We start from the raw sequence: 21272 nt of genomic DNA on the forward strand, positions 1-21272 counted from the left end.
TCAATGAATCATTTTTTTGATTTCTTCTATATCGTCAATATCCGAGACCGTTTTGTCCGTTCGCCAACGTGCTATTCGGGGAAAACGTAAGGCTACGCCCGACTTATGTCGGTTACTAAATGCGATACCCTCAAAAGCTATTTCAAATACTAGTTCGGGTTTAACGGTACGTACCGGGCCAAATTTTTCGATGGCGTTTTTGTTGACAAAACGACTAACTTCTTTTATTTCCTTGTCTGTGAGTCCAGAATAAGCTTTCGCAATGGTCACTAAATTCTCACCATCCCTCACAGCAAAGGTATAATCCGTATAATAGGCGCTCCGTCTCCCGCTTCCCTTTTGGGCATAAATTAAAACAGCGTCAATCGTCAACGGATCAATTTTCCATTTCCACCAATCGCCTTTCTTACGTCCTGTATGATAAAGAGACGCTTTGTGTTTTAGCATGATGCCCTCGCTGTTGATGGAACGGGCATTTTCGCGGATTGTTTTTAATGTATCCCAATGATCGATTGTAATAACAGTGGATAATTGTAGGTAGGGAGACGGATTTAGAAAAAATAATGCTTCCAACTGTTGCCGTCTTTCCAACATGCTTTTGTGTCGCCAGTCTTCGCCTTCCCACTCGAGGAGGTCATAGGCGTATACTTGAATAGGAAATTCCTCCAATAGCTTTTTGCTGGTCGTTTTCCGATTTAGTCTTTTCTGTAGCGCTGAAAAATTCATTACTGTCTGCTCTCTCACGACTAAAATTTCCCCATCGATAACAAAGTTTCCGTGCCATTGCAGCAGCACATCTCTTATCTCCGGAAACTGATCGGTAACCAGTTCCTCACCACGTGACCAAATGAACACCTCATCATTTCGTTTGATAAACTGTCCGCGGATACCATCCCACTTATATTCTATTTGCCAATCTTTTACATCGCCAAGTTCATTCAATTCTTTTTCCAACGGGTAAGCCAGACAAAAAGGATAGGGTTTGGAAAGTTGTGTATCGGTATAGAGGCCTTTTATAAGATCATCAAACGTCACGTCGCCCATTTTCCAATCGCCCATAACGCTATGTGCTACCGCACTGGCATCCATCTGATAATGTTTCGCTAAGGCATTGATGAGCGTTTTAGAAGAGACACCTAGACGAAAACTACCACCTAATAGCTTATTAAAGATAAACCGCTCGGTGGTCGGTAGGTTATTCCATGCGTGTAGGACAAATTCCTTTTTTTCAGATTCGGTGCTATCTTTGAGCGCTATAATCATATTCATCCATTCCGCTAACGTTCGATCTATATATCGGGGCGATGGTGGTAGAACCAAGGCGATTGTTTCACCCATATCGCCTACAGACGCATAGGATTCTTGGAATAACCATTCGGGAATACCGGCAACTTCGATCGCCCATTGTTTCATCAATGCGGTGTTGATGTTGCGCTTAGGGCGTTTTCCGGTAAAGAGGGCAAGAAACCATAATTTATCGTCATTGTCGGCTTCGTAGAGAAAGCGGTCGATAGCTTCCAACTTTAAATTAGTTTTGTTAGTGCTATCCAAGGCATTAATTAAAGTGGCAAAGGCTCTCATAATTTTCTTGCTTCTGTTTCTTCAACTTCTTCCTCCTCATTTCCAAATGCTGTTTTAACCTCTTCTGCTAATACCCCGATCTCATTTAGATATTTGGTAAATACGGCCGTTTGTCCATGTGTTATATAAACCTTTTCGGCTTCTGTCGTCTTTATAGCATCCAAAAGCCCATGCCAATCTGCATGATCGCTTATGGCAAAACCTGCATCGGCACTTCGCCAACGACGGGATCCCCGTACCTGCATCCATCCGGAGCAAATAGCATTCGCCATATGGGGTATTTTATGGATCACCTTAGAATCGGCTAAGGCGGGTGGAACGATAACAATATTCTTATCTACATGTTTTATATCTTCCTGAAGATTGATAATATTGTAAGTAGGTAGTTCAACACCAGCACTTTCGTAGGCTTCATTGAGTTTACCGATGGAATAGTGTACATATAAAGGTGAGATTCCTGCAAGGGCTTTCATAATGCGTTGGGCTTTGCCTAACGAATAGCCAATAAAAACAGATGTTTTGCCGTTTGATTGGTTCTGTAAGACCCAATTTTGCATTTGTTGATTTTGCTGTTCCACCGATAACCAATTATAGATTGGGAGTCCGAAAGTGCTTTCGGATACAAATTCATGGCATTTAATAGGCTCAAAAGGAGTAGATAAACCATCGTTTTGAATTTTGTAATCTCCGGAGACAACACATACTTTTCCTTTATATTCCATTCGGATTTGAGCAGATCCTACTATGTGTCCTGCGGGATGCAGCGATACTTTGATACCATTGATGTAAAGTGGTTCATTGTAGGAAAGACCCTGCACGGAAATGTCTGCTCCGATACGGCTTTTCAATATGGGTACCGTAAAATGGTGGCATAGGTATTTTTTCATGCCCCAGCGTGCGTGATCGGCATGGCCATGTGTCACCACAGCGAAATCCACAGGTTGCCACGGATCAATATAAAAATTGCCTGGTACACAATAAATACCTTCGTGTCTGAATTGTAGCATATTAATAAATAACCAATTTTCTGCCGTTATGTTTTAGCTAAAAAAATTAGTATTTTTGTTTTGTTATGCAGCGGATTGAAGAAAAACTGAAGATATTAGCGGATGCGGCCAAATACGATGTGAGCTGTAGTTCTAGCGGTAGTACGAGAAAGAACAACGGTGGAATTGGCGATGCTTCGACATCGGGTATCTGCCATACTTATACGGAAGACGGACGTTGTGTTTCATTGCTAAAGATTCTATTGACCAATCATTGTATCTATGATTGCGCTTTTTGTGTCAGTCGTAAAAGCAACGATGTGAAAAGGGCAGCTTTTACCGTAGAGGAAGTGGTAGATCTTACGATGAATTTTTATCGAAGAAATTATATTGAAGGGCTTTTTCTAAGTTCCGGTATCTTCAAAGATGCTGACTTTACGATGGAACGCATGTTGCGAATTGTGAAAAAGTTGCGACAAGAAGAACGATATAACGGCTATATCCATCTCAAAACGATTCCAGGTGCGAGCGAGGAATTAATAAAGGACGCTGGATTATATGTAGATCGGATGAGTATCAACCTAGAATTACCAACAGAAGCAGGGCTTAAGTTGGTGGCTCCCGAGAAAGACCATGAATCGGTAAAAAAGCCATTGGCGTTTGTGAATGAACAGATGGAATCTTTTAAGGAAGAGAAGAAGCTCATAAAGCATACTCCGGTTTTTGTGCCCGCTGGTCAAAGTACGCAAATGGTGATCGGCGCAACGCCTGAAAATGATTTTGAAATCATGCAAGTTGCCGATGATTTCTATAAGAACTATAAGCTGAAGCGGGTGTATTATAGTGGTTATATTCCGATAAATAATGAAAATTCGTTGTTACCTCAAATTGGTTCAGCACCACCTTTAGTTCGTGAAAATCGTCTGTATCAAACAGACTGGTTATTACGCTTCTACGGTTTTCGGCTAGATGAAATTTTAAATCCGCAACATATGCATCTGGATCTGGATATAGACCCCAAATTAAGTTGGGCGTTACGTAATCCTCATTTTTTTCCGGTGGACGTGAACACAGCCGACTTTAATGCCATCATTCGTATACCGGGAATTGGCCGTCAGTCGGCGCTAAAGATTGTGCATGCGCGGAAGTTTGGTGGATTGTATACTTATCAACTCCAAAAGATGGGCATTGCCTACAACCGCGCGAAATATTTTTTGCAATGCGTGGACACTCCTTTTAGACTGGGAAACCCGAGCATGGAGCATGTTCGGAGTGCTATTCTAAGTGAAAGTAACAGTGGTAATCGACGACAGGCTGTTACTGGACAATTAACGTTATTTTAATATGTATTATCTGTTTGACGGGACGTATCTTGGCTTTTTATCTTGTGTATTTGAAAGCTTCGAGAGAAAGGAATCTAATATCATTCCGCTGATGCAGGAAGATTATCAAATAGCTTTATTTTCGGAGACGAGAACAATCGTGACAGATAACCGGAAAGCATTACGTGTCCAGAAAGGTTTACAGGCACGCGTCGGAAAAGTAGAAGCGATGGATTTTTATAGGGCATTCCTTTCGGAAGACCGTAAAGCCTGGCTGGCTTCTTTTTTTATCGTGTGCCAAATCTTTAGCGGTCGGGCAGACATACGGCAAGATTATGGTGATGAGCATGTGTTGTACTTTTCACAGATATTGAAAAAGGTGAGCCGCGAACGCCATCGAATGAAAGCGTTTATCCGTTTTAGTAAGAGTTCGGATGGATTGTTCTTTGCTTTGGTCGAACCGGATTTTAACGTGTTGCCTTTAATTTCGGACTTTTTCCGAAAGCGATATGCGGATATGCCCTGGCTCATTTATGATATGAAACGAAAGTATGGCTTGCTATTCGACACGCGACAGGTAGGAGAGGTACAGCTTAGCCCAGAAGAAGTACAAGATGCCACGATGCCTTCAATTGCTATTGAAATGGACGAACGTGATGAACTTTTCCAGCGCCTTTGGAAACAATACTATACCAGCACCAATATTGAAGCACGAAAAAACATGAAGTTACACCTCCAGCATGTTCCTAGACGATACTGGAAGTATCTCGTGGAGAAGAAATAATGGCTAGTCTACGATAAACGCACTATTGCACATGGGATGGTACTTTGACCTCGTCTCCTATAATAAGATTATTAAATACAATGTTTTCGGCATTGGTGAAACTGACAGCGGTTTTAGCCGTGTCTATCTGGATATTGGAGAAGTGTATGTCGCTCACTTTTTTCGTTGGGTAGCCTTGAATGACTAAAGCTGCATTGCGTACTTTATTGCAACGCAGATCATCTACAAAGATATCCCGTATATCTGTTTCGTGATCTGATCCTTCGCCGTGATAATAGGATGTGATGAAGAAACAATCTTCTACTTCGCCAAATTCTACGTTGTTGACATAAATGTCACGAATAAAACCACCTCGGTCGGGGTTCGATTTCAAATAGATACCACGTTTGCAGTATCCGCCAAACGTACAGTTCTCCACAAAAACATTTTGCACCCCCGCAGACATTTCGCTTCCAATGACGACACCGTGCAAACCTTTAAACCGACAATTACGGATGATAATGTTTTCCGAGGTAATTCCAGTTTTTCTCCCTTCATGATCTCGACCGGCTTTAATAGCAACGTTGTCGTCCGCATTATTAAAATCAATGTCTTCGATTAAGATATTCTTGGAATACTCTGGGTCGAATCCATCGTTGTTTTTATTAAAGGCATCAAACTTTACCCTTCTGGCTGTAATATTTTCCGACTTTAGTAGGTGGACACACCAAAATGGAGAGTTGGACAAGGTAACATCTTCTATCAAGATATTTTTACATTCGAAAAACTGCACTAAATGGGGTCGTAGATAGTGCCCTGCTCCAAATACGCGTTCTTCTATTGGTGTATCTTCGTGGTTCATTTTCCGACTTCGTGTTTGACTTGGCTTTTGTTTTGCGTGCCAAGTACTGAAAGTGTCCTCAGAATTTCCATCAATTACACCTTCACCAATGATTGCAACGTTCTCCGCTTGATAGGCATAAATAAAAGGACTGTAGTTATACAGAAATGTCCCTTCCCAGCTAGTCAACACGGCAGGCAAATAGTCATCTGGATTTGAACCAAAAACTAATTTAGCTCCTTTTTGTAGATCGAGTGTAACATTGCTTATTAAATGGATAGGGCCGTTTACCAGATATATACCGGGCGGAACGATAATTCTTCCTCCACCTAGCGATTTGCATTTTTCCAGCGCTTTATCGAAGGCGGGTTTATTATCTGTCAGTGAATCGCCTAGTGCTCCAAAATCTTGTAAATCAATCAAATTGGTGGAAAGAGAAGGAGGGGTGATGAGGCTTAGAATTTGATCCCGCTTTTTTATCCTTGATAGGTTTTCTGTTACGCTGTTACCACAGGAAGAAATAATCAGTAAGATTATAGCGAAAAAAGAGAGGTTTTTGAAGGTAGCCATTTGATTTATTTGAAACTGTTGGGCCAAAAATAACATTTCTTGTTTGGTTTTAATAGACAAACTGTATAAGGAGTTAAAATTTGTGTCGTTGATTGTACATCGTATTGATAAAAGATATAACTCCTCCTAAAAATAGGACGGCGCCGGTAATAATGATAACTGGACCAATTGAATCATTAAGAAAAATCCACGCCAACCGCATACACATACCACCGATAAGGATAGCGGCACCGGCCAAGATCAGTTTTTTATTTCTTTTTATAGGATGTCCGTGTCGTTTCATGTTGTCATAGAACAATGTAGACGTTAAATTGTTGCAAGATTAACGTTCGGCATAGCTGCGGTTCATGAAGGTTTTTTAAACTTTTAGAAAGTCAGGTCGTTTATTACGTGTAGACATTTAGCTTATGACAAAGGATAAAGAAAATGCGTTTAAATCCCACTTTATGATTTTGAAAAATACAGTGTTGGGGTTTACAGGAGAAGATAGTTTAAAGTACAGTGCTTCATTAGCTTATTATACCGTCTTTTCACTAGGACCTATCTTGGTATTAATGATTTCGCTTGCTGGAATTTTCTTACGCGAAGAAGCTATCCAGGGAAAAGTTTTTGAAGAGCTACGCGGGTTTGTGGGAGCGAGTGCAGCTGGCCAAATTCAAGAAGTTATTAGGAATCTGTCCCTTTCCGGGAAATCCAATGTAGCTTTGACTATTAGTGCGGTAACGTTGTTATTGGGAGCAACAACGGTCTTTGGTGATATCCAAAACTCCATTAACAAAATTTGGCATGTACGGCCGAAGGTAAAGAAGGGGTGGCTAAAGTTACTTAAAGATAGATTGCTATCTTCTTCATTAGTTATTGGGCTTGGCTTTTTATTAGTAGTAACGTTAATAATCAATGGCGCTATTCTAGCTTTCACCGATCATTTGAAGCAGTATTTTCCCGATGTCACTGTTTTCTTGTTTAATGCTATCAATTTTTTTATATCTTTTTGTGTTATCTTTATTTTGTTCGCCGTGATTTTTAAGGTTTTACCTGATGTCAATATACAATGGCGTACGGTAAGATCTGGAGCACTTTTTACGGCACTTCTTTTTGTGGTCGGGCGTTTCTTGATTGGTATTTATATCGAAAGTTCGGACGCGGAATCGACCTATGGTGCCGCCAGTTCAATCGTATTGATCTTATTATGGGTCTATTATACGGCAGCTATCTTATATCTAGGCGCGATCTACACGCGGGAGTATGCTACTTACAAAGGGGTGCCGATAGAACCTTCTGAATTTGCAGTGCATATAGAGCTAAAAGAAATCGAGCGGGAGGTGAAAGAGATTCCGCCGGCGCCATTAACCGCAGAGGAAAAAACTATAGAAGTGAAGAAGTAATCATGGGCTAGTAAAAAACTAAATACGGTGTCGGTTGTTTGTTATATATAGTAGAAATCATATTGTTATGCAAAATCCAAGAAAAGATCAGCCTGAAAAGGACGAGAATAAAAATCTGCCTGGATATCCACATTATCCAGAAAATGAAGACATCTTTGAACAAGAAGAGCGCATTTTGAGTGACAAGGTAGAGCAAGAGGAGGGCGAAAGTGAACCTTCGCTGGATGAAGGACTGGACGTGCCCGGATCTGAATTAGATGACGCTGAAGAAGAAGTAGGTTCAGAAGACGAGGAAAACAACTATTATAGTCTAGGTGGGGACAATCACGAAGATCTAGACCGGAGCGAAGACTTTTAAATATCTTTAATTTGTCATTTGTTTAGTTTGTTTCGATGCGAAGCCTAAGAAACGGGCTTTTTTTATAAATAATTTTTACCTTTGCAGCATCAATTCAAGCTATGAGTGACGCAATAAAACATGAGTGCGGAATAGCACTTGTTCGATTACTAAAACCCCTGTCTTATTATCAAGAAAAATATGGAACGCCCTATTATGGCATCAACAAAATGTATCTTCTCATGGAGAAGCAACATAATCGAGGTCAAGATGGAGCGGGCATTGCCACCATTAAATTTGATGTGCAGCCGGGCCACCGCTATATTTCCCGATATCGTGCGATGGGTTCATCTGCCGTTGCGGATATTTTTGAATACATACAAAAGAAATTCGCGGCAGTAAATAAGGCGTATCCGGCAGAGTCTAAGGATACTAATTGGCTTAAACAACATGTGAGTTTTACGGGAGAAGTACTTTTGGGGCATTTACGGTATGGAACCCATGGTAAGAACAGTATAGAAAGTTGTCACCCCTTCCTTCGACAGAATAATTGGATGAGTCGAAATCTGGTGGTTGCCGGAAACTTCAACATGACCAATGTTGATGAACTGTTGCAGCAACTATATGAGTTGGGCCAGCACCCGAAGGAACAAGCAGACACCGTTACGGTATTGGAAAAAATCGGACACTTTTTGGATGATGAAAATCAGGAGTTGTTTGATAAATTTAAAGAAGAGGGACATTCCAATATTGAAATAAGTGCGTTAATCGCCAAAAATATTGACGTTGCTAAAATATTAACACGTTCGGCGAAGACGTGGGATGGGGGATATACTATTGCTGGAATCTTTGGTCATGGTGATGCTTTTGTGATGCGTGACCCGGCAGGGATACGCCCCGCCTTCTATTATCAGGACGATGAGGTTCTCGTTGTCGCTTCGGAACGCCCTGTCATCCAGACAGCTTTCAATGTGCCATTGGAAGCGGTTAAAGAAATTAAGCCGGGGTACGCCTTGATTGCTAAAAAGGACGGCACGATTACGGAAGAGATGTTTCGCCAGCCAGCAGAACAAAAATCTTGTTCTTTTGAGCGTATTTATTTTTCGCGAGGTTCGGATGCTGATATTTACAAGGAACGTAAAGAATTGGGACGTTTATTGTGCCCCCAAGTTTTGAAAGCCGTAAACAATGATATCAAGAATACGGTGTTTTCGTTTATTCCAAATACAGCAGAAGTATCGTATTATGGCGTAATGGAAGGTATAAATACATACGTACGAAACTATCAGAAAGATGTATTGTTGAATCGTGCTGATAAAATTTCAGATCAAGAGCTTGAAGAAATGATTAACATTACGCCGCGTTTCGAGAAGTTAAATGTTAAAGATGCCAAGCTGCGAACATTTATTACACAGGATGCTGATCGTACGGATATGGTACAGCATGTTTATGATACGACTTATGGTATCGTGCGGAACGATGTTGATACGATAGTCGCTATAGATGATTCCATTGTACGTGGAACCACGCTTAAGCAAAGTATCTTGACTATATTGGACCGATTGCATCCGAAGAAAATCGTTATTGTTTCCTCTGCGCCACAAATTCGTTATCCAGATTGCTATGGAATAGATATGTCGAGAATGGGTGAGTTCGTGGCATTTGAGGCAGCGATAAATTTGTTGAAAAGTGGAGGAATGGCACATGTGGTGGACGAAGTGTATCAAAAATGTCTTGCTTCTTTAATGATGCCGAAAGATCAGGTAGAGAATTATGTGAAAGCTATTTATGAGCCTTTCACAAATGATGAGATATCTGCGGAAATTGCACGTATTATTCGTCCGCATCATTTAAAAGCAGAACTGGAAGTTGTTTATCAGACATTGGATAATCTGCATAGCGCTTGCCCAAATCATTTAGGCGACTGGTACTTTTCAGGAAATTATCCGACCCCAGGAGGCAATAAAGTGGTTAACAGGGCCTTTATGAATTGGGTAGAAGGTAAAAACGTACGGGCTTATTTTAGCAACTAATGTGTATTATTTTCTTTTTTATTTTTTAAATTTTACTTTATTTTATACCTTTGCAACTTATTGAAATATTAACAAATTATATTAATAACAATGTACGCAATAGTAAATATAGCAGGACAGCAATTTAAGGTTGCAAAAGACCAGTATCTTTTTGTGCACCGCTTACAAGGAGATGAAGGCGCTAGTATTGAATTTGACAATGTGTTGTTAGCAGAAGATGCTGGTAAATTCACGGTAGGTGCGCCTACTATTGAAGGAGCAAAAGTTTCGGCTACGATTTTGTCTCATTTAAAAGGTGATAAAGTTATCGTTTTCAAAAAGAAGCGTCGTAAAGGGTACAAAAAGAAAAATGGTCACCGTCAACAATTTACCAAAATCCAAATCACAGGAATTAGCCTGTAAAGCGAAATAAGAATTTTTAATCTGACATTACGTCATAAATTAAGATAAAAAATGGCACACAAAAAAGGTGCGGGTAGTTCTAAGAACGGCCGTGAGTCACACAGTAAGAGATTAGGCGTTAAAATTTTTGGTGGACAACAAGCTATCGCGGGTAACATCATCGTTCGTCAGCGTGGAACGAAACACAACCCCGATAAAAATGTAGGAATGGGTAAAGATCATACACTGCATGCGTTGGTTGATGGTACCGTTGTTTTCCGTAAAAAAGCAGACAACAAATCTTATGTATCCGTAGTTCCTGCGGAACAAGCAAACTAGTTCTGTTTGTAGTACCAGAGAAATTGGAAAGCCGTTGAGTGTAAATTCAGCGGCTTTTTTTCGTTCTTAAACCGTTCGTTAAAAAGACTAAAAAAATAGAGGCGCAATGTTCATTGTGCCTCTGTGGTAAAAGAGTAAAATTATCGTGTGATTAGATAATCAACATCGCATCACCGTATGAATAAAATCTATATTTTTCTTTTACGGCCACTTCGTACGCATTCATAACGTTCTCATATCCCCCAAAAGCCGCGATCATCACCAATAGTGTTGACTCCGGCGTATGGAAGTTTGTAATCATTGAATTAGCTATGCTAAAATCGTAAGGTGGATATATGAACTTACTTGTCCAGTCGTTTGCCGGTTTCAGGTGTTTATCTGCAGATACCGAAGATTCAATCGCCCGCATCGAGGTTGTTCCAACGGAACAGATACGTCTCTTGTCGTCGATACCCTTGTTTACGGTGCGAGCAGCTTCCTCACTAATGATAAATTGCTCCGAGTCCATTTTGTGTTTGGTGAGGTCTTCTACTTCTACCGTACGGAAAGTTCCCAATCCGACGTGTAGTGTCACCTCCGCAAATTCGACACCTTTTAATTCCAGTCGTTTCATCAACTCGCGCGAGAAATGGAGTCCGGCAGTGGGTGCTGCAACTGCTCCTTCATTTTTAGCATATATCGTTTGATAACGGAATTTATCCTCTGGTGTCGCTTTGCGTTTTATGTATTTTGGGAGGGGTGTTTCCCCTAAAATTTCGATATTCCGGCGAAATTCCTCGTCCGTGCCGTCAAAAAGAAAACGGATGGTACGGCCGCGAGAAGTGGTATTGTCTACGACTTCTGCTACCAGTAGATCTTCTTCTCCAAAATAGAGCTTATTGCCTACGCGGATTTTACGTGCTGGATCCACCAGCACATCCCACAAGCGGAGTTCTTTGTTTAATTCTCTTAGTAAAAATACTTCAATTGTTGCACCGGTTTTTTCCTTATTCCCATACATACGGGCAGGAAACACCTTGGTATTGTTCAAAATCATGACGTCGTTCTCATCAAAATAATTCAGTACGTCTTTGAAAATTTTGTGTTCTATTTTTCCCGAATCACGATGCAAGACCATTAGGCGTGATTCGTCACGTTGTTCCGATGGTTCACTTGCTAACAATGATTCTGGTAAATTGAATTTAAACTGTGATAATTTCATTTAACTATTTTTTTCATCTGTTTATGAGAACGCAATTACACCTCGGCCCATTTTTTTGCTTCGATATATTTTCGTTCTATTGAAACCTTAGCCATTTAAGACGATCTAGGTTTCTAAAAATGCTTACAAAGTTAAGCATAATTAAGTGAAAAAAAGCATTTTCGTCCGCTATAACTTTTTAACAAAAAAATTTTTTACTTTTATCGTCGTATATGTTTTTGGTCGTTACTCTTATCAAAGAAAGCTTTCTGTTTGCGCTATCTGCATTGCGTGATAACCGGACACGTACGCTCCTATCTTTATTAGGGGTTACGATTGGGATTATGACGATTATTGGTGTATTTTCTGCAGTTGATACCTTGCGAAATAATTTAGAGGAATCTGTTCGTAAAATGGGAAGCCGTACCTTATATGTGGAGAAATGGCCTTGGGGCGGCGGAGGAGAATATCCTTGGTGGAAATATGTTAATCGTCCGGAGCCGAAATATACCGATTTTGAATCCGTAAGAAATAGGATGATTACGGCCGAAGAAGTCGCATACTCTATTAATATTTCTAATTCTACGGCTAAATACGGGAATAACTCTGCCTCTAATATTAATGTGACGGCTGTTACGCACGAAATGTATTCAATCAGAAACCTTGAGGTCGTAGATGGACGCTATTTTACAGAACAGGAATCACGTGCCGGAAGCCACAGCGTTATTTTAGGGGCCACCATAGCGGAGGGATTATTTCCAAATACCACTCCGATTGGTAAATATATTACTTTATTAGGTCGAAAAATGCAGGTAATCGGTGTCCTAAAAAGAGAGGGGTCCGGTGTGCTTATCAATGTGTCTAATGATGAGGTGGCGTATATACCATTCACCTTGGCTCGTAATCTGGTGAACTACGAGCATTACGGTCCTAGTATAGCGATTGAAGTTAAACGACAATATTCATTGGATGAATCTGAAAGTGAGCTGATTGGCATTATGCGGTCTGCACGCCGTTTGCCGCCTCAACGTGAAGACAATTTCTCGGTTAATCAAACGACCCTTATTACTGCACAACTCGACCAGATGTTTGGGATTATTAACCTCGCTGGATTTTTTATTGGTATTTTCTCTATTCTTGTAGGAGGTTTTGGAATTGCGAACATTATGTTTGTAAGCGTAAAAGAACGTACGAACCTTATCGGTATACAGAAGGCGTTGGGAGCAAAACAGTTTTTTATTCTATCGCAGTTCCTAATCGAAAGTATCTTGTTATGCCTTATTGGCGGTGGAATTGGCCTGTTGATTGTTTACGGCCTTGCTGCTTTGGTGGGAGTCTTGGCAGGTGTAACTATTGTTGTCAGTGTAAAAATGGTAATCTTGACCACTGTACTGTCTACGCTTATTGGATTGATTGCAGGTATCGTACCAGCTATCCAGGCAGCGAAACTTGATCCCGTAGAAGCTATTCGTAGTAAATAGTCGGGACTTATCACTTTCCAGTCTTGAGCTCCCCCGGAGAAATACCGTAATATTTTTTGAAAGCGCTACTAAAGTTGTTCTGATGCCCATAACCTGTGCGTATAGCGACTTCGTATACTGATATTTTTTCTTCCAGAAGCAAGAAACGTGCTTTTTCCATACGGATGCGCGTAAGGTAATCGTGTACCGTTACAGAAAAGTATTCCTTGAAATCTTTTCTCAACTTGCTTTCACTCATAAAAACTTCCTGTGCTAATGCTTTTTGGTTGGGCGGGTTGGCCATCCGCTGTTCCAATATCTGCCTGGCAAGCTCTAGACGTTCTATATCTTCGTCTCCAAATAACGTATTATGATGTTCGGATTTTTCGTTATACTGTTCAAACTGATACATCAGTAGTTCGACTATGCGGGACTCTGTATGTAGCCTCCTGATTTCACCCGTTTTCCTCGACTCAATAAGCTCATCAATAGTGTGTTGCATTTCATGAGTGGCTATCAGATCTTCCTCCGAAAAGGAAACATATTGTCCTTTTTCAATCTCGTGCATAAAATGTTCGTGGAGCAGCGAATCTCTTTTTATCAGATTGAGGTAGTATTCTTTGGATATCACTGCAATAAAATAACTATATTCAACACCCTCTTTTATTTCATGGACAGTTTTCGCCGAGGGGATATAGCGGATATTGTGCCGACTTATACCATAAGGTAACTTACTTTCTGCGGATTTAAAAAAAACAAATTGGCTGGTGATCGCTTCTCCTTCAATATCGATATGGATATGCATGGAGGACTGAAAAAACATTTTGGTATGTAAGATAAACAAGCCACTTGTCGATAGGCAGAAGTTTTCCATATGAACCGACTCATTGTCAATTACAACGCGGTTTTCTTCTAATGGCCTGTCAGGATCATAATTGTCGGGTACCTCCTCGATAAAAAGCCATTCATCTAACTCTACTATTTTACTTTTTACAAGCATACGGACAGTTCCTATGAAATTAACGTCTTAAAGATATACATTTCCCTTTTATTATTTAAATTAATTCTAAATAATGTGTGGGGTTGACCATTCTTCCAACAACATTTCTTCTAGCTTTATACAGGGGCGTAAGGTTTTGGGATTCATATCCACTTGTGCTTCCACCGAAAAAACGGTATAGATATTCTTGGTGTTGAGCACCTCATTAGGTGTGCCGTCAAATAGTTTTCTTCCATGTTTTAGCATCACGATTCGATCGGCGTAGTTTGCTGCAAAATTAAGGTCATGAACGATAAGAACGACCATATAACCTTTGCGTGAAAGGCCCTTAGCAATAGCTAGTACCTTTTGTTGATAATGCATATCCAAGGCCGATATAGGCTCGTCGAGTAGCAAGAGGCTGTCTGGGTTATCCCATACCTGCACAAGTACGCGAGCTAGCTGTACGCGTTGTTGTTCCCCACCAGACAAGCTCATATATATCCTATCGGAAAATTGGGTTATTCCACATAACGCCATTACTTCATCTACAATAGCAACGTCTTCCATTTGTGGCGCCGACGTGAAATGGGGATATCGACCCATTAACACAATTTCGCTTACTTTAAAGGACAACGAAACTTGTTGCTGTTGCGTCAATAGTGCTCGGCACTTGGCTAATGCCCTTGGATCGAGCTTCATAAGAGATTGTCCGTTTAAACTTATGATGCCAGAATTCGGTCTCCTGTCCCCGGACAACAGTCGCATCAAGGTAGATTTGCCTGCACCATTAGAACCGAGCAAAACAACGATTTCCCCCTTTCTTACCTGCAGGGAAATATCTTTCAACAGTTTTCTACCCTTTACCTCGTAATTTAATTTTTCAACCCGTAACATTGTTATACTATGTGATACAAATGACTTATTTTATGGTGTGGACAAATGATCGTCTGCTCTTACTTTTCTGTTATCAGAATATACAAAAATACCGGTGTTCCGAGCAAGGCTGTTATGACGCCAATAGGCAGTTCGATGGGCGCAGCCAATGTCCTCGAAAGCACATCTGCTAATGTCAACACGGTAGCGCCCATTATGGTAGAGGCAATCAATACATACCGGTTATCTGCTCCGCCCATCAGTCGTACGGTATGCGGAACTAATAAACCCACGAAACCGATAATTCCCGATACGGCTACCGAAGCCCCTACGGCAAGGGTACCTAATGTAATTACCCAAAGCTTTACCCGATCGGTCCGCATCCCCAATAAATCCGCTTGCATCTCACCGAGCGCAAAAGTGTTCAGTGGCTTTCCAAAAAAAAACATACCGTAAACGGGCAATAAGATAAATGGTGTTACGGCACTCACACTTTCCCAGGTTGCTCCACCCAAACTGCCCAACATCCAAAATGTGATAGTGCGCAACTGTTGTTCGGTTGCCACGTACGTCATTAATCCAGTCAGCGCACCAGCCAGCCCATTGATAGCGATACCAGCCAATAACATCGTTGTGATCTGCGGCCGACCATCTTTAAGAGAGATACGATACACCAGTAGCGCCGTCAGTCCAGCACCTATAAAGGCTCCGGAAATCAATAGATAATGGCCCATTATCTGTGACAGGCTCGTAAACAGTATGCTCTCGAAGGCAATCACTAAGACAGCAAACAAGGAAGCACCAGAAGAAATACCGATTAAGCCGGGATCCGCCAGGGGATTACGGAAAATTCCTTGGATGGCCGCCCCCGATACCCCGAGCGCTGCGCCTACCAGAATGCCTAAAAGAACTCTTGGCATGCGTACCACAAAAAGTACGTTATTTTCCAAGGAATTATCTAATATGCTGCTACCAGGCTCCAACTTGTGTAGCAACAGCAGCCATATGTCCCCCACAGGAATATAATAGGCACCCAGTCCCAATGATACCATTCCGACCAATATCAAGGTGATTGTCAAGAATAAAATAATGATGCGTTGTTTTACTTGCACTTAATCTAAACGTTACTAACTTATTCACTCTTTATTTCCTCAGTTCCCCATGATATGCATTAGCTCCCTATGCAATAAGGCTACCGCCTCTGGCAAACGAGTGCTGAAATTCACAAGGAGGGACGGATTCATGACCACAATACGTTCGTGTTTGCCTGCCTCGGTAAGCCGCATACCCGGCATTTTTAAGATGGCCTTCTTTCCGCCAAGGCTGCTCACACCGAAATCAAACATCAGAATAACGTCTGGGTTGGCTTTGACCAATGCCTCTGTAGTATAAGGTTTGAAATCGGCAAATTCCTGCACAGCATTCTTTCCACCGGCCAGCTCAATGATGCCATCGAGACTGCTCCCTTTTCCCGATACGCTCATGGCTCCAGCTCCTCTAGCGTAAATGAAAAGTACGTTCGTTTTTGTTTTTCCGGTTGTTTTCTCTTTTACAAGCATGTTAATCCGCTCCATAGCAATTTTTGTCCGATGGACAGCCTCTCTACCTTTTTCCGGTGCATCCAGCCCATCAGCTATTTCCTGCATAAAGCGGTATGCACCTTTTTCGGAAAACGTTTGTCGCAAAGGGATAAATTTAATCCCGGATTGACGCAAATGCTGCACTACGGCAGGCGGAACATCTTTCTCCGGAGCCAGTACAATGTCCGGCTGAAAAGCCATAATACCCTCAGCAGATACAGCACGGTTCTGGCTAACACGTGGCAAAGCTGCCGCGGCTTTGGGCGAAATACTCGTCACGTCCGTAGCCACGATATGGCTTCCGAGACCCAGTGCAAAGACAGTCTCTGTAATGGCACTGCTCAACGTAATAATACGTAGCTCCGAGGCAAAACCACGCTGCCCACCAAGCAGACCGATTAACAACATGATAACGTATAGCCGACCCACTGTGTACTTATTGATTTCTATTTTCATGATTTCACGTGCTTTAATCACACAAAACAAATCAATAATCAATCTAAATACAAATTATATTATCTTTTACTTTTTGGCATCCTATCTTCATAATAACAGTATAAAAACAAGATAATAAGCATGTTATTGTGTGCAGGGGCACTCCTGGTGTTTTAAAATAAAACGAATTGCATACATGATTTGACAGTTTTCATACAGTAAAATCCATTTGAAATACCTTTTTTTGTCCTTTATTTAGAATAAATATAAATAATAATTGATTACTGTGTACCAACAAAACAAACAGCATGTATTAACGCTACTTGTGCTATGGTTTCCGATCTTTTCTCTTGCACAAGATTTGCAAATGTCGGGGTTTGTGCGGGATTCGCTGGATCGTCCTGTTGCGCAGGCGACGGTTACCCTTGTTCCTGACAACCAAGTATATAAAACGAACGATCAGGGATATTTCGAGTTCTCTAGACTATATGAAGGAACGTACCGACTCGACATACATCATGTGCGTTATGTATCAGAACAGGTGACGTTGAATCTTACAGATCATGACACGACAGTCTATATTCGGCTGCAGGAATCAAGGAGTAGTATTGAACAGGTGGAGGTATATGGGAAAATAACTGCTGTTGACAACCTTATTCCAGCGGAAAGCGCTGCTATGCCCGTTCAGGTCATTACCCGGCGCGAAATTGAGCTGATGGGCAGCCGACGGCTGGACGAAGTTATGAAAGAGCAAACCGGCGTAGCCGTGGTCAACGATATTTCGGCAGGGTCACGGGCAGTTGGTGTGCAGATTCAGGGATTTAGCAGCAACTATATTATGGTTCTTATCGATGGGCAGCCGATATTGGGACGGAATAACGGTAACTTTGATTTATCACGTATATCCGTTACTAACATTGAGCGCATTGAAATTATTAAAGGAGCTTCGTCCTGTCTGTATGGCAGCGATGCATTGGGAGGCGCCATCAATATTATTACACGGCATGGTGCCATTATGCAGCAAGCACAGGCTTCGCTTATGTATGGTACACTCCATACATTAGATGCAACCATTGAAGGTGAAGCGCCTTTTGCTAACCAACGGGGCTCCGTAGTTGTCTCTGGAAACTATTACCGTACAGACGGTTTTAATACAGATGACCGTTATCTTAGCAGTGGGAGTACTACCTTTCCACCTTATGAAAATTATAGTTTCCAGGGACGCTTACGCTATCGAATAAGTAAAGACGGTACGTTGGGATTAACTACGCGCTACGCATCGAGGAACTCCAAAATGTACAACGTTTGGGCGGAGGATCTCCGTCTGGAAGATGGTCAACAGGACCGGGATATCAATATCGGTTTTAACTATGACCATCACTTTGCTAAAGGACTTCGAATGATGACCCGCTATTATCTCACTCGCTTCCACACAGCATTGTATGCCGAGTGGCTTAGTCAGGGGGTGCTGGCAGGCGAGGAAGAGTTTGGCCAATATAACCACCGTCTCGAACAGCAGTTTGCCTACAATCCGATTAGGAATCTGAAGCTCACCGCTGGTCTTGGCGGCAGCATGGAGGTGATGGACAACCAAGATTTGGACGACAAGCGCTCGCTCCAAACGGCTTTTGCTTATTTGCAAACCGAGTGGCGCCCTGTAGATCGCATTTTAACCACAGTTGGTTTGCGTTATGATCAGACGAATGTATATCTTGGGCGTATGAGTCCGAGCCTTGGACTGCAATATCACCTCCGTGAAAACCTATTGCTAAAAGCGGGTACCGGTGCCGGATTTAAGGCTCCTGACTATAAAATGCGCTATCAAGTGTTTTTCAACCCGTCAGCAAACTACTTGGTCGTGGGTAACGACCGCTTGGCGGAGGTGATAGATGGGCTTGATTCTACAGGTGAACTCAGCTACGTAAACAGTTACATGATCAACCAGTTAGTAGGTAATCTGCAAGCCGAAAAAAGTTGGTCCAACAACATTGGATTCACTTGGACGCCCATCCCTACGCTCCAGACGGAAGCTTCTGTATTCTATCATCGGATTAACAATCAGATCAACTCGGTGAATATCGGTACAGGAACGACCGTTTCGCAGATTTACACCTATCGGAATCTACCGAAAGCGGTTAATAAGGGTGCGGAACTTGCCGTCAGCTACCAAGCGACACGCGATTTACAGCTATCATTAGGTTATCAGTATCTGGTAGCAAAAGATCTGGGTGTGTTGGACAGCATCCGTGCGGGTAACTACCCTTATAACCAATACAACAACGCCGTTACCGGTGAATACCGACAGAGCAGGCCGTCCGATTATTGGGGTATCGAAGACCGGTCGCGGCACATGGCAAACCTCAAATTGCTCTATATGTACCGGCCATGGCAAACGAGTATCAATATTCGTGCAAATATTCGGGGGAAATATCCGTTTCAGGAAACTAACGGAAACCAGTTTATCGATGATGGAGATAAATTTGTGCCGGAACATACCTTGCTCAATATCACGGTCGAAAAAGCTTTATGGAACAGAAGACTCACACTGCGGCTTGTCGCGGATAACGTGTTGGGTTTCATGCACCGATATATGCTAGGACAACCCGGTAGAGTTATCCTCGGCGGACTGAGCTATCGGTGGATGAAGGAATAAATAAATAATTTAAAAAAATGCATACAAAACATATGAACACATTAAAAATAATCATCAATGAATGTCGGAATTTTATTTTGCTAGGCAAAATAAGCCTCGGATTGGCTTTGACGCTACCCATGGCTTCCTGTGGGAAAGATGACAACAGCCGCCCTTTGTATGAAGATGGCAAAAGTAATGTCATTTACGACTTGGCCGGCGATACCGAAGCGTCTATGGCCGGCGATGTCGAAGGTAAGGAATATCGCCCTTTTAACATTTTCCTGTTTCGTTTCCACGACCAAAGGCAGATATGGATTAAAAATGCGAACGATTCGGCACAATGGCTCAAAACCAAGGACTGGGACCTAGCTTTTACCGGTCCTTACAATTCAGAACTCTTTGTAAACAATGCATATCACGAGTTTAACCCCGGCTACGGAGGCGAAACCGAAAACACGGCTGTGGTTTTACTCCGTCAGCCTTACGAAGCGGTCGTCGAGGCTCCAAGCGATGAAGAATTTGACACCAGCGAGGTAAATAAGATCGGGTGGGCTGCCACCGAAAGTTCACCTGGTTGGTTTCGTTATAGTCTGCAAACACATATTATGCAAGCATTGCCCAATCGTACGTACGCCATACGTCTGCCGGACGGAAAATATGCCAAATTACAGCTCATCAATGCGTATAAAGGCAATCCCGAGGCCGTTACAAACATGAACTGGCCGGCACCTTATTATACCTTTCGCTACTATGTGCAGCAGGATGGTAGTAAAAATTTGAATACCCGCGAACCATAGTTTTTAACCGCCAATAACTTTTAACTCTTAATTTTTTATTCTTATGAACAAACTATTTAAAATTGCCACACTGGCTTTCACCCTCGTTGGATTTGCTGCTTGCAACAATGATGATGAGGTTTCGTTAGAACAGGAATACCAGGCGAGCGTGATGATCAAAGACGGTGAAACAAAAGACCTGGCTAATGTTTCTGCCACCATCAACACGCAGGGAACAATATCTCGTAGCGGATCCGTATATTCCCTTCGCAATTTTAGGCAATTTACCATCAATGAAGATGGAGCAGTAACGGAGGCCGTAGCTCCTTTATTTTATTTTGATTTCAAAGAGAACGACGGGGTGGATGCGGGGGATGCTGTGTTAACGCTTAACGCAACACAGCGCGATATGGACATTATCTCAAATACTACAAAAGGCTATACACTTTCGTACATAGATAAAGCATTCGAATCTGTAGTGGTAACAGATAATTTCACGTCAGCCCCAGATGAAAAAGTAGGTATAGTAACGCCATTTTCACCAGAGGGAGCTATTGGATGGTCAAATTATGATATGTCGGTACACCATATCGTGGCCATAGCTAACCGTACCCTTATCCTCTCTAAAGGTAATACAGCCTTATTTAAATTTCGCGTCAATAGTATATACTCCAATGAGACACCGAATAAAGAATCTGCTTCAGATAACTATGTCTACTATGCTGTCGATTATGAAGAGTTTAAATAGGGACAAACTTTCTATTTGTTGTTTATTTAGAATGATTTTAAATAAATAACGTTTTGCATACATGA

General features: G+C 41.8%; 20 protein-coding genes. 11 read left to right on the top strand and 9 right to left on the bottom strand.

Annotated features, from left to right (window positions below):
• The gene (locus C5749_RS00390) at positions 1 to 1581 is read right to left on the bottom strand and encodes an ATP-dependent DNA ligase (RefSeq protein ID WP_105721989.1); all 1581 of its coding nucleotides are present in this window, start codon (positions 1579 to 1581) and stop codon (positions 1 to 3) included.
• Complete coding sequence (locus tag C5749_RS00395; RefSeq protein ID WP_245893569.1) at positions 1578 to 2588, bottom strand: ligase-associated DNA damage response exonuclease; 1011 nt, start codon at positions 2586 to 2588, stop codon at positions 1578 to 1580. Before C5749_RS00395 ends, C5749_RS00390 begins: the two co-directional genes overlap by 4 nt.
• 65 nt (positions 2589 to 2653) lie before the next feature.
• Here C5749_RS00395 and C5749_RS00400 point away from each other — a divergent pair, with 65 nt between their 5' ends.
• Together C5749_RS00400 and C5749_RS00405 are read left to right on the top strand one after the other, a co-directional pair.
• The gene (locus C5749_RS00400) at positions 2654 to 3910 is read left to right on the top strand and encodes a putative DNA modification/repair radical SAM protein (RefSeq protein WP_105721993.1); all 1257 of its coding nucleotides are present in this window, start codon (positions 2654 to 2656) and stop codon (positions 3908 to 3910) included.
• A gap of 1 nt (position 3911) precedes the next feature.
• Positions 3912 to 4673: a TIGR03915 family putative DNA repair protein gene (locus C5749_RS00405; protein ID WP_105721995.1), complete on the top strand. Its 762-nt coding sequence runs from the start codon at positions 3912 to 3914 to the stop codon at positions 4671 to 4673.
• 22 nt (positions 4674 to 4695) lie between these two features.
• Here C5749_RS00405 and C5749_RS00410 read toward each other — a convergent pair whose 3' ends face one another.
• Together C5749_RS00410 and C5749_RS00415 are read right to left on the bottom strand one after the other, a co-directional pair.
• On the bottom strand, positions 4696 to 6063 hold the full coding sequence (locus C5749_RS00410; protein WP_105725059.1) for a glycoside hydrolase family 28 protein: 1368 nt from the start codon (positions 6061 to 6063) through the stop codon (positions 4696 to 4698).
• Positions 6064 to 6136: 73 nt separating this feature from the next.
• Complete coding sequence (locus tag C5749_RS00415) at positions 6137 to 6346, bottom strand: hypothetical protein (protein ID WP_105721997.1); 210 nt, start codon at positions 6344 to 6346, stop codon at positions 6137 to 6139.
• 124 nt (positions 6347 to 6470) lie between these two features.
• Between C5749_RS00415 and C5749_RS00420 the strand changes: the two genes are divergently transcribed.
• From C5749_RS00420 to rpmA, 5 genes are all read left to right on the top strand, one after another.
• The gene (locus C5749_RS00420; RefSeq protein ID WP_105721999.1) at positions 6471 to 7448 is read left to right on the top strand and encodes a YihY/virulence factor BrkB family protein; all 978 of its coding nucleotides are present in this window, start codon (positions 6471 to 6473) and stop codon (positions 7446 to 7448) included.
• A 67-nt stretch (positions 7449 to 7515) separates the two neighbouring features.
• Positions 7516 to 7806 (top strand): hypothetical protein, encoded by a 291-nt coding sequence (locus C5749_RS00425; RefSeq protein WP_105722001.1) that lies wholly within the window; start codon positions 7516 to 7518, stop codon positions 7804 to 7806.
• A 101-nt stretch (positions 7807 to 7907) separates the two neighbouring features.
• Entirely contained in the window at positions 7908 to 9818 is a 1911-nt protein-coding gene (locus tag C5749_RS00430) for an amidophosphoribosyltransferase (protein WP_105722003.1), read from the top strand.
• Between the two features lie 90 nt (positions 9819 to 9908).
• A complete protein-coding gene (gene rplU / locus C5749_RS00435; protein ID WP_105722005.1) occupies positions 9909 to 10220 on the top strand; it encodes a 50S ribosomal protein L21 in 312 nt (103 codons plus the stop codon).
• A gap of 51 nt (positions 10221 to 10271) precedes the next feature.
• On the top strand, positions 10272 to 10538 hold the full coding sequence (gene rpmA / locus C5749_RS00440; protein ID WP_105722007.1) for a 50S ribosomal protein L27: 267 nt from the start codon (positions 10272 to 10274) through the stop codon (positions 10536 to 10538).
• A gap of 151 nt (positions 10539 to 10689) precedes the next feature.
• Here rpmA and queA read toward each other — a convergent pair whose 3' ends face one another.
• Positions 10690 to 11739 (bottom strand): tRNA preQ1(34) S-adenosylmethionine ribosyltransferase-isomerase QueA, encoded by a 1050-nt coding sequence (gene queA / locus C5749_RS00445; RefSeq protein WP_105722009.1) that lies wholly within the window; start codon positions 11737 to 11739, stop codon positions 10690 to 10692.
• Between the two features lie 212 nt (positions 11740 to 11951).
• On the opposite strand from queA, the gene C5749_RS00450 reads away from it, so the two are divergent.
• The gene (locus C5749_RS00450; RefSeq protein WP_105722011.1) at positions 11952 to 13199 is read left to right on the top strand and encodes an ABC transporter permease; all 1248 of its coding nucleotides are present in this window, start codon (positions 11952 to 11954) and stop codon (positions 13197 to 13199) included.
• Between the two features lie 10 nt (positions 13200 to 13209).
• Here C5749_RS00450 and C5749_RS00455 read toward each other — a convergent pair whose 3' ends face one another.
• The 4 genes from C5749_RS00455 to C5749_RS00470 form a co-directional block, all read right to left on the bottom strand.
• A complete protein-coding gene (locus C5749_RS00455; RefSeq protein WP_105722013.1) occupies positions 13210 to 14178 on the bottom strand; it encodes a helix-turn-helix transcriptional regulator in 969 nt (322 codons plus the stop codon).
• Between the two features lie 66 nt (positions 14179 to 14244).
• Entirely contained in the window at positions 14245 to 15054 is an 810-nt protein-coding gene (locus tag C5749_RS00460) for a heme ABC transporter ATP-binding protein (protein WP_105722015.1), read from the bottom strand.
• Positions 15055 to 15113: 59 nt separating this feature from the next.
• A complete protein-coding gene (locus tag C5749_RS00465; RefSeq protein ID WP_245893570.1) occupies positions 15114 to 16145 on the bottom strand; it encodes a FecCD family ABC transporter permease in 1032 nt (343 codons plus the stop codon).
• A gap of 39 nt (positions 16146 to 16184) precedes the next feature.
• Complete coding sequence (locus C5749_RS00470; RefSeq protein ID WP_245893571.1) at positions 16185 to 17069, bottom strand: heme/hemin ABC transporter substrate-binding protein; 885 nt, start codon at positions 17067 to 17069, stop codon at positions 16185 to 16187.
• A gap of 265 nt (positions 17070 to 17334) precedes the next feature.
• Between C5749_RS00470 and C5749_RS00475 the strand changes: the two genes are divergently transcribed.
• Genes C5749_RS00475 through C5749_RS00485 form a run of 3 tightly spaced genes read left to right on the top strand, consistent with a single transcriptional unit; the run spans position 17335 to position 21207 of the window.
• Positions 17335 to 19701 carry a TonB-dependent receptor gene (locus C5749_RS00475; protein WP_245893572.1) on the top strand — a complete coding sequence of 789 codons (2367 nt, stop codon included), beginning with the start codon at positions 17335 to 17337 and terminating at the stop codon, positions 19699 to 19701.
• A gap of 32 nt (positions 19702 to 19733) precedes the next feature.
• Positions 19734 to 20480 carry an HmuY family protein gene (locus tag C5749_RS00480; RefSeq protein ID WP_245893573.1) on the top strand — a complete coding sequence of 249 codons (747 nt, stop codon included), beginning with the start codon at positions 19734 to 19736 and terminating at the stop codon, positions 20478 to 20480.
• A 43-nt stretch (positions 20481 to 20523) separates the two neighbouring features.
• Positions 20524 to 21207, top strand: a complete 684-nt coding sequence (locus C5749_RS00485) for a hypothetical protein (RefSeq protein WP_105722019.1) — start codon at positions 20524 to 20526, stop codon at positions 21205 to 21207.
• Positions 21208 to 21272 lie beyond the last annotated feature (65 nt).

Origin of the sequence: Sphingobacterium gobiense (assembly GCF_002980575.1) — a bacterium.
GTDB classification, from domain to species: domain Bacteria; phylum Bacteroidota; class Bacteroidia; order Sphingobacteriales; family Sphingobacteriaceae; genus Sphingobacterium; species Sphingobacterium gobiense.

Coding starts and splice junctions, on each gene's coding strand:
- C5749_RS00485 (WP_105722019.1), top strand. CDS start 20,524: ATGAACAAACTATTTAAAATTGCCACACTGGCTTTCACCCTCGTTGGA.
- rpmA (WP_105722007.1), top strand. CDS start 10,272: ATGGCACACAAAAAAGGTGCGGGTAGTTCTAAGAACGGCCGTGAGTCA.
- queA (WP_105722009.1), bottom strand. CDS start 11,739: ATGAAATTATCACAGTTTAAATTCAATTTACCAGAATCATTGTTAGCA.
- rplU (WP_105722005.1), top strand. CDS start 9,909: ATGTACGCAATAGTAAATATAGCAGGACAGCAATTTAAGGTTGCAAAA.
- C5749_RS00395 (WP_245893569.1), bottom strand. CDS start 2,588: ATGCTACAATTCAGACACGAAGGTATTTATTGTGTACCAGGCAATTTT.
- C5749_RS00415 (WP_105721997.1), bottom strand. CDS start 6,346: ATGAAACGACACGGACATCCTATAAAAAGAAATAAAAAACTGATCTTG.
- C5749_RS00470 (WP_245893571.1), bottom strand. CDS start 17,069: ATGAAAATAGAAATCAATAAGTACACAGTGGGTCGGCTATACGTTATC.
- C5749_RS00480 (WP_245893573.1), top strand. CDS start 19,734: ATGAACACATTAAAAATAATCATCAATGAATGTCGGAATTTTATTTTG.
- C5749_RS00450 (WP_105722011.1), top strand. CDS start 11,952: ATGTTTTTGGTCGTTACTCTTATCAAAGAAAGCTTTCTGTTTGCGCTA.
- C5749_RS00430 (WP_105722003.1), top strand. CDS start 7,908: ATGAGTGACGCAATAAAACATGAGTGCGGAATAGCACTTGTTCGATTA.
- C5749_RS00420 (WP_105721999.1), top strand. CDS start 6,471: ATGACAAAGGATAAAGAAAATGCGTTTAAATCCCACTTTATGATTTTG.
- C5749_RS00460 (WP_105722015.1), bottom strand. CDS start 15,054: ATGTTACGGGTTGAAAAATTAAATTACGAGGTAAAGGGTAGAAAACTG.
- C5749_RS00390 (WP_105721989.1), bottom strand. CDS start 1,581: ATGAGAGCCTTTGCCACTTTAATTAATGCCTTGGATAGCACTAACAAA.
- C5749_RS00425 (WP_105722001.1), top strand. CDS start 7,516: ATGCAAAATCCAAGAAAAGATCAGCCTGAAAAGGACGAGAATAAAAAT.
- C5749_RS00410 (WP_105725059.1), bottom strand. CDS start 6,063: ATGGCTACCTTCAAAAACCTCTCTTTTTTCGCTATAATCTTACTGATT.
- C5749_RS00400 (WP_105721993.1), top strand. CDS start 2,654: ATGCAGCGGATTGAAGAAAAACTGAAGATATTAGCGGATGCGGCCAAA.
- C5749_RS00455 (WP_105722013.1), bottom strand. CDS start 14,178: ATGCTTGTAAAAAGTAAAATAGTAGAGTTAGATGAATGGCTTTTTATC.
- C5749_RS00405 (WP_105721995.1), top strand. CDS start 3,912: ATGTATTATCTGTTTGACGGGACGTATCTTGGCTTTTTATCTTGTGTA.